General features: G+C 37.7%; 5 protein-coding genes. 3 read left to right on the top strand and 2 right to left on the bottom strand.

The features are described 5' to 3' along the window. Nucleotides 1–107: 107 nt before the first annotated feature. Together JMX13_RS13195 and JMX13_RS13190 are read right to left on the bottom strand one after the other, a co-directional pair. On the bottom strand, nucleotides 108–2,423 hold the full coding sequence (locus JMX13_RS13195) for a DUF262 domain-containing protein (RefSeq protein ID WP_227686337.1): 2,316 nt from the start codon (nucleotides 2,421–2,423) through the stop codon (nucleotides 108–110). Between the two features lie 112 nt (nucleotides 2,424–2,535). Beyond that, nucleotides 2,536–3,750, bottom strand: a complete 1,215-nt coding sequence (locus tag JMX13_RS13190) for an IS256 family transposase (RefSeq protein ID WP_201613252.1) — start codon at nucleotides 3,748–3,750, stop codon at nucleotides 2,536–2,538. A gap of 138 nt (nucleotides 3,751–3,888) precedes the next feature. Here JMX13_RS13190 and JMX13_RS13185 point away from each other — a divergent pair, with 138 nt between their 5' ends. The 3 genes from JMX13_RS13185 to mcrC all read left to right on the top strand — a co-directional run bounded on the left by JMX13_RS13185 (nucleotide 3,889) and on the right by mcrC (nucleotide 8,620). Beyond that, a complete protein-coding gene (locus tag JMX13_RS13185; protein ID WP_201613250.1) occupies nucleotides 3,889–4,575 on the top strand; it encodes a hypothetical protein in 687 nt (228 codons plus the stop codon). Between the two features lie 453 nt (nucleotides 4,576–5,028). Beyond that, nucleotides 5,029–7,461 (top strand): AAA family ATPase, encoded by a 2,433-nt coding sequence (locus tag JMX13_RS13180; RefSeq protein WP_201613249.1) that lies wholly within the window; start codon nucleotides 5,029–5,031, stop codon nucleotides 7,459–7,461. A 4-nt stretch (nucleotides 7,462–7,465) separates the two neighbouring features. Next, nucleotides 7,466–8,620, top strand: a complete 1,155-nt coding sequence (gene mcrC / locus JMX13_RS13175) for a 5-methylcytosine-specific restriction endonuclease system specificity protein McrC (RefSeq protein WP_201613248.1) — start codon at nucleotides 7,466–7,468, stop codon at nucleotides 8,618–8,620. Nucleotides 8,621–8,751: the final 131 nt, after the last annotated feature.

Here is an 8,751-nt window from a genome sequence, read left to right as displayed (position 1 = left end):
GAGTAAGTCATGGTTATTTATTGTGGTAATCGTTTAGTTGATTTATTTTATAACACTTTTATGGTCAGGTGACTATAATGTTATGGATTGCATGGGTATGGTTAACGTTACTCATCGTTGATATTTCTGATTTTTTCACATAAGTGTTTTAGTTTAATTATGACATCATCTACAGTGGTTTGTTTGGTATCTGTGAAGTAAGTAAGGCTAGCTATTGTATCTAAGTTTAGCTCTAGATCTGTTTCAATATATTCAAAACCTAATTCCAGTAATATAATACTAATATTTTCTGGGTAAGAGTTTGGAGTATTGTTCTTAAAGTATATATTGAAATGATCTGCTTCTTTTATTATTTCAATAGAGAATGCCTGGTTCTTGAAATCCCAATCTTTTATATGTAGGCCTGCTGATTCGTAGCCAGACCTAACCTGTATGTAATCTAGCCTGCTAAAAGGTTTGAGTAGATCAGGATAGTCTATTTTTATTTCTAATATTTTTATTTCTAATATTTTTGTATAAAGTTCACTATGCAAATGGTTGCGTTGATATTGGTTGTATAAAAATATCTCTTTACCAATGACTGCTATAAATCCTAGAGTACAGCGCTCAAAAATTTGAGGATATCTAATGAATGCTTCTCTCCAATATTCAAAAGGACTTTCTTCAACAGATTTATCGCAAATAACTTGTAGTGAAGACTTTAAATCATCTTCACTATTGCAGTTAAAGTTCGGGTCATCAAATACAGCTTTAACATAACCTCGTTCTTTTACTGTTTTTATATCTAGACGCAGTAAACGATGCCAACTATAGTCCCTATTGATATTTTGTCTGGTCGTACGAACACTCAATAAGCTAAAACGTTCAGAGCCTCTAGAAATAAAATACTCACCTTTACAAAGAACAGCTCTTTCCCAAAGATACTTACTATCGTTACTCATTGAAAAAGTATTAGATGCTGATTCAGCATATTTTTTGAATTGATTAATGAAGTGTTTGTTCCTCGTAATATCCCACTCACAGTGTTTATGTTGTTCGTAAAATGATAAAATACCAGAGAATTCTAAAAGAAAACCAATTTGACCTTTAAAGTATGAATGATTTTCTGCTTCAATGACTGCTAATTGCCAATCCGTTGATTTTAATATCAAATGTGCTTTTATTTTCTCTTCAAGAACTTGTTCTGGTGAAAAGTTTTTTATTTGAAGGTTAGGGTTGTTCTTCAATAGTGAAAGCACAGTTGTCTTGCTTTCATTTAATTTTTCGATAGATAATAATGCTAGATAGAAATTAAGTGCACTATCTATATTAGAATTCTCAGTTAAGTTATAGACAACTCGCATCCACTGTGCGAGATCAGGTTGTGCTAGTCCATCATGAAAACTCTGAGCAGCTTTAGGTCTCTTAGATAGGTAGCAGTAAAATGCGTAGAACCGCAGTTTTTGTGAATATGTTGTATCATCTGCAATTATTTTTTTAAAAATATCGCTTTCAGCATAATATTTTTGCTCAGGTAGATAGGTTTTTATTTGGTTGTGACCTTTATTCTCAAGTAGGTCTAGTATATCAATCAATCGAATAATAAGTTTTGGGTCAAAGCATTTTTGCTTTTTATACTCAGATATCGATACAGCTCTCAATTTATTATTATCAAGGAAAAGTTTTATATCTTGAGTAATTCTTTCACTATTCGCTTTGTAATTTAAAAGGTACTGATACAAGATAATCAGACGAATAAAATTCATTATTTCTTCATCAAATGTATTATTGGACTTATTTCGATATGACCAGAATAAGTCTGCCCAGTTAGTGTCTATTTTATGTATGAAGTATTCATAACTATTGACCTTTACTTCTTTAAAATCCAACTGATATTTAGGCAGTAACTCGATACATAGCTTAATGGATTTCTCAAATTTTGCTTTGAAGTTTTCAAATGAAGTGAGTGGTTTGCCACGTGCATTCATTTTTATATACAGTTCGTCAGACAAGCCAAATGACTCTAATGGTAAAAATTGAAATGTAATATAAGGTGAGTCTATATTGGTTATTCTTTTATACAGATCACCTTCAGCAAGTGAAAATTTATCCTCAATAGCATCAAGCATATATAGGCAAGCTTGTACGGTTGGGTCTTGCTTCCACGCTAAATAAAACCATTTACTATCGCAAACTAAATCCTTAATAGATGGTTCGAATGAACAATCTGTTTTTTCTGATGTTAATTTGACTTCTCCATATTTGACTAAAGCATTGAAGAACTCAGTAGAGCTAGAACGTGTTTTGTAGGTGAAGCGTGATTGCCCATCATCTGTCATAAATCTTTGTCTAAATTCTGTTAGATCCTTATTCTTAACAGCTAAGAACCAGTGCAATAGAAATAAAGTGGTCAAGCGCTGTTGACCATCTAGTACTGAAAAAATGCCATTTTTGACGTCACCATAAATAAAATCTAAATTAAGCGATTGAGTAGTATTCGTTTGATTGGTTAAAGCTCCAAATAAGAGGGTATCCCAGATTCTGTGTAACTGCCCTTTAGATTAAATGCCTGCTAATACGATCATCAAACATAATCATAAAGCGATTAAGGGCAGACGTCCAGTTACGAATCGGCATCGACCACTTTTTAGATGCCTGCTGGGTTGCTAAGTACACCACTTTAAATGCAGCTTGATCAGATGGGAACACCTTACGCTTATTCACTGCTGTCCTAATCACACTGTTTAATGACTCAATAGCATTGGTGGTATAAATCGCTTTTCTGATGTCTTTAGGATAGTCAAAGAACACCGTTAAGCCCTCCCAGTTATTACGCCAAGACTTGACCACATGTGGGTACTCTTTGCCCCATACCTCATCAAAGTGCTCAAGGTTGGCCTCTGCTATCTCAAGCGTATCAGCGCCGTAGATGGCCTTTAAATCAGCCGCTACTTTCTTTTTATCTGTCCACGGTACGAACTTCATTGAATAGCGCACCATATGCACGATACACAGCTGAACCTGAGCGTTGGGGTAAACCGTGTTGATGGCATCGGGGAAGCCCTTTAAGCCATCGACACAGGCGATTAAGATGTCTTGTACCCCACGGTTCTGCAATTCAGTGAGAACGCCTAGCCAGAACTTAGCGCCTTCATTCTCTGAGAGCCACATACCAAGCAGCTCTTTTTTACCATCAAGAGCAACACCTAGCGCTAAGTAAATGGCTTTGTTGATAATCTGCTTATCTTGACGTACTTTGACGACAATGCAGTCTAGATAGACAATAGGATAAACACTGCTCAATGGCCTGTTCTGCCAAGCGGTGATGTCCTCTAATATGTTATCGGTGACTCTTGAGACAAGAGAGCTTGAGATGTCGACATCGTAGAGCTCTTTAATGGTTTCGACGATTTCAGTGGTGGTTTGACCTTTGGCATAAAAAAAGATGATTTTATCGTCAAGACCTGAGATACGGGTTTGATGCTTACTAACGAGTACAGGCTCAAAGCTGCTATCACGGTCTCTTGGGGTGGAGATCTCAAGATCGCCTGTGTCACTGCGGACGGTCTTTTTAGTGTGCCCATTGCGCTTATTAGGCTTGTCTGCTTTCTCATGCTTGGGATAGCCGAGATGGTCTTCCATCTCAGCTTCCAGGGCAGTATCGATAAAGGATTGCATGAGCTGCTTTTGGAAGTCTTTGATGTCATCGAAGCTTTTCATGCTACCAGCCATCTGCTGGGCCAGTTTTTTAATGTCGTTTTGGTTAGTCATTGCTTATTCTCCGGTTAGTGGATTATAAGCAGTTACACAGAGTTTGGGAAAGGCTCAGCTTTAGGCCATCTTGATGCTTGTATTCACCATGCTGTTTACTCAAAAGACATTTCACCCATTAGTCTGGGCTGGTTATTTATGCACAAACTAAGTCCAAATAAGTGGCAATATGACACAACAACTAAAAAACATAACTTAACTAACGAAAACGGTAGCCCTTTCACTTGTACCTCGCGCTCACTCATACATTTTTTACTAACAGATCTTTATTTCTATAGTTCTGAGAAAACTGAAGAAGCCCGTAAAAATCCAAAACCTAAGAAAATGCCGAAGAGCACCTACGGTCTTCGAGATAAGATTAATTGGAATACAGATGATGAGCATGGCCAGTTATACAGTTTTTTAGATATAAAAAGCGAACGTGACAGTAAGAGAAACTGGATTAGTCTGGAAGAGTTTTACTGGTTGCTAGGTATGAAAAAATCTTCCGAGAAGAAACATAATGATGAGTTAGTCAACTGGCAGAAGTCATTTGTTAAATATTTAAAAACTGAAGATATAAACGATCTTGGTGGGCTGTCTCCTAATGCTGAAGGCGTTATATGGTTTATATATGCCTTTTTTCAGAATATGTATGAGCAAGCGGATAAGTTGAACAAAGTTACTAAAGAGCAAAACTTTATTATTTATGACGAATATTATGATTTATGGGAATCGTTCACTCACTTTTATGAGCAACACGTAGATGAACAGGCTAAAAATGAACGTACTGAGTGGCCAGATTATTTAAAAAATCAAGCCATACGTACTGAACGTATGGCTTGACATGAATTATTAAACTAACATTTATTTAGATTTAATATTATTACTGCAACCTTTTCCAGATATTTTACCTTCTTTCATACTAGGTTTGTTTTCTGGATATTGAGGGCACGGCTTGTTATTGGTGTTTTTAGACATAAGATTATCCTTTGTACTGAATGGTTTATTTACTCGGTGGATTGTTATCGCGTCCGCCACCTGATGGGTTGCCTGTTGTGCTTGGCCAGTTTCCACCTTGATTATTATTTATAAGAATTCGCATGATTTTGACTCCGTTAATGATTAGTTTAGTTGTTATAGCCAGTACCTCACTGCCTATAAAGAACATATTAAAACTTAATCTGTGGTGAATCTCCCCCGAAACTGCGAGTTTTGATAAAAAATATTGTTTATTTGAACTTAGAGAGTATCTTAAAATCATAATAAAAATACAATTTAATAGATAGGGATTGAAAAATGAGTGATAATTTTGAATTTAGTGATATGACACCTTATTGGTTTGTCGGTGCTGCACATAATGGTATAGATCAAACGTCTCGATTTATTGAAGAGGGCATCTGGGAAGTTAATACTAAAGGTAAGCAGGCTGATCTAATAAAAACTATTAAAGCTGGCGAGAGAATTGCTATTAAATCAACCTATACAAGAAAAAATGGCGTACCTTTTGAGAGTCGGGGACATATAGTTTCTGTCATGGCTATCAAGGCTATTGGCACAGTGGTAGAGAACCTGGGAGATGGTGGAAGTTTGAAAGTAGACTGGGAAAAAGGTACTAAGCCTAAAGAATGGTATTTTTTCACAAATCGTAATACGGTTTGGAAAGTTATTCCTGAGACTGCACTAAGGGCAGGTTTAATAGATTTTGCATTTCATGGCAAATCTCAAGATATTGATAGATTTCGTAATGACCCATTTTGGCGTGAAAGGTTTGGTGATAATAAAGAAAAGTCATCATTTAAGTGGACGAGTTTCTATGAGGAAATCGCATCTAAACTTCTCACTTTTAGAGATCGCCGTGATGAGCTAATAGCTGGCATTCATAAAATCTCTGAAAAAAGTGACGTTATGTCTATTCTTAACGATCAGTACGAAGAGGGTGTTGTAGGAGGACTATTGAAAGACATATGCCCATTCACAGTCATGGCTATGTTCAATCGAGGTATTACAGATGATAATCGAAAAGTCATCGCTAAGGAATTGGCTGATTTACTTGGTGTATCGCAGCCAGTGCCAGAATCATTCGATAGTATCCCTACTGTCAACAATCAAAAAACATGGTTTTTTGGCTATAGCTATAAACGTCAGCCAGATGATATAGATAATCTATGGGATATTTTTGCTCGGGCAATCTCATTTACTGATTTAGACAATGAAGGTGAAAGTGAAGATATTAGGCCTGAGTTTATTGCTGCATATGATAAAGCGGCGCAGTGCTTTGGTGTGGGTTGGAACCTCACTATGGGTCTATATTGGATTAGGCCTTGGAACTTCTTGACACTAGACGGGCAGTCTCAAGAATATATTAATAAAAAGCTTAATATTGAGATTAGTATGAACGGTCTAAAGGGACGTTGTACTGCAAATGATTACTTAGAATTGCTAGATAATCTTGATACGCGATTTCAGGAAGACAGCTACCCTGTGCACTCGTTTCCAGAACTATCTCTCGCAGCATACAAGTATCGGCCAAGTAATTCAGAAAAATCGTCTAATAGATCTTGGAAAGATATTATTCCATCTAAAGTAAGACAGCTTTGTTATGAAAAGCAGTCTTGTGAGTTCACTAAAAAGGAATTTTTAGCAAGATTTACGGATGATATTAAGAAAATCTTTCCTAATAGGGCATGTATTAAATCAGGAGTAAACTCTCTACTAATAGACATGGAAAATGATGGGGAAATAGAGTTACTTAACAAAGGAGTATATCGCTTACTAGACGAGAATCTAGCCAGTGATCTTGATGTCGAAATATATTCTGAGCTTGATACCATAGTAGCTCCTGATATTTACTCTATTGATGATATTACAGCTGATGGGTGCTTTTTACCTCAATCTAAGATTGAGATGATACTTAAGCGTCTTCATGCTAAGAAAAACATCATACTTCAGGGACCTCCTGGAACGGGCAAGACTTGGCTCGCCAAGAGATTGGCGTTTGCCTTAATTGGACATCGAGACGATAGCAAAATTAGAGCAGTACAGTTTCATCCAAACCTATCCTATGAAGATTTTATTCGTGGTTGGAGACCATCAGGTGAAGGTAAGCTGACATTGGTAGATGGCCCTTTTATGGAAATGATTAAGGTTGCTCTAGAAAATCCTGAATCAAAATACGTTATTGTCATCGAAGAGATTAACCGAGGCAACCCTGCTCAGGTGTTTGGTGAGATGCTTACGCTCTTAGAGACGGACAAGAGAACACCAGATGAAGCGCTGGAGTTGTCTTATAAGAGAAAGGATGGTGAGCGTGTCTTTATACCTGATAACTTATACGTAGTAGGTACGATGAATATTGCTGACCGCTCTCTAGCTTTAGTGGATCTTGCGCTACGTCGTCGCTTTGCTTTCATTGATCTTGAACCTACCTTAGGTAAGCCTTGGCATGATTGGGTCCAATCTAAAAATGGTATTGATTCAGCGGTTCTGAAAGAGATCGATAGCCGTATCACCACTCTAAACAATGAGATTTCTGCAGATGCAAGCCTTGGCGCTCAATTTAGAGTAGGACATAGTTATGTCACGCCAGCCGTTGGCATGAATATCACAGATGCTAAAGAATGGTTTAGTGAGGTTGTAGAAACGGAGATTGGTCCTTTGCTTGATGAGTACTGGTTCGATAATTTAGACAAGTCTAAGAGCGCACAAAAACGCTTGATTGCAGGTCTGTAAGCATATGTCTTTTGAAGTCGAATATCTGCCTGAGTCTTATGAAGAGGTTGAGCGAATAGGTGAGATACCTATTCGTAATCTTTGGCTGCTAATATTATATGCATCAGATCTCTATAGGGAGTTTGATGCAGCCAAAGTAGCAGTTGAAAACAATCCTGATGACATCCCGGATTTGGTTGCGGAAATGCTTTGTCGACGGGTCGAGCACCGTATTCAGCGCAATTTGAGCTATAGCTACCAATCACGTGATGCGGTGCTTAATCGTGTACGTGGAAGAATAGATTTGCTTAGTACTGAGAGAAATAGATTGCTTGACCGTGGCAAAGTCGCTTGCCATTTTGATGAGTTCACGATTGATACCCCACGTAATAGATATGTTCGTGCCGCTCTTGAAACCATTTCTAAAGTTGTTAAAAGTAAGGACTTGGCTCATAGGTGTCGATCATTGGATGTGCGCTTAAGGCGCATGGGAGTCAGTCAGGTACGTCCGAGTCGGAGTGAAGTTTCAGTAGACCGATTTGGAAGACATGATGTTGAAGATAAATCAATGATTGCTGCAGCACACTTAGCTTTTAATCTGGCACTGCCAACGGAGTCTGCCGGTACAAGGCAGCTGTCTTTACCAGAAAGAGACAATCTGCCGTGGCTTCGTAAGCTCTTTGAAAAAGGGGTTGCGGGATTTTATGACACGGTTCTTTCAAATAGTGTCTGGCGTGTCAGCGCTGGCAAAACGCTTAAGTGGCAAATCGATGACAAGAGCTTAGGTATCGATAAAATACTTCCTAATATGAAGACAGATGTCATCATTGATAATACAGAGGTAGGGCATCGTACAATTATTGATACTAAATTCAATGCCGTGGTTACACGTGGTTGGTATAGAGATGAGACTTTACGTAGTGGTTATCTCTATCAGATGTACGCCTACTTAAAATCTCAAGAAGGTGGTGAAGATCCCCTTAACGATAATGCCTCTGGTCTGCTACTCCATCCTTCAGTCGGTGAGGATGTTAATGAGTATATTATCATGCAGAACCATAAAATCCAATTCGCTACTGTGGATCTGGGAGCGACTGCTATAGAGATTAGAGGACAGCTGCTGAATGTTATTGGAGCTTATCAATATTATAATCCAAATCTTATCTCATCATGCTGTTGATGTGCTTTATTGTTGATAATGTTGTACCCCCAAACTCAAGGCTTTGTCGACTAGTATAGTAGATCTTTTATAAAAGTGGTACGGTAGCTTTAAAATAAGCGAAAAGTAAAAAGATTATGACTTATTCAGCA

It is taken from the genome of Psychrobacter immobilis (genome assembly GCF_904846285.1).
In the GTDB taxonomy this organism is placed as follows: domain Bacteria; phylum Pseudomonadota; class Gammaproteobacteria; order Pseudomonadales; family Moraxellaceae; genus Psychrobacter; species Psychrobacter immobilis_D.
This window is presented reverse-complemented; position numbering and strand designations above follow the sequence as displayed.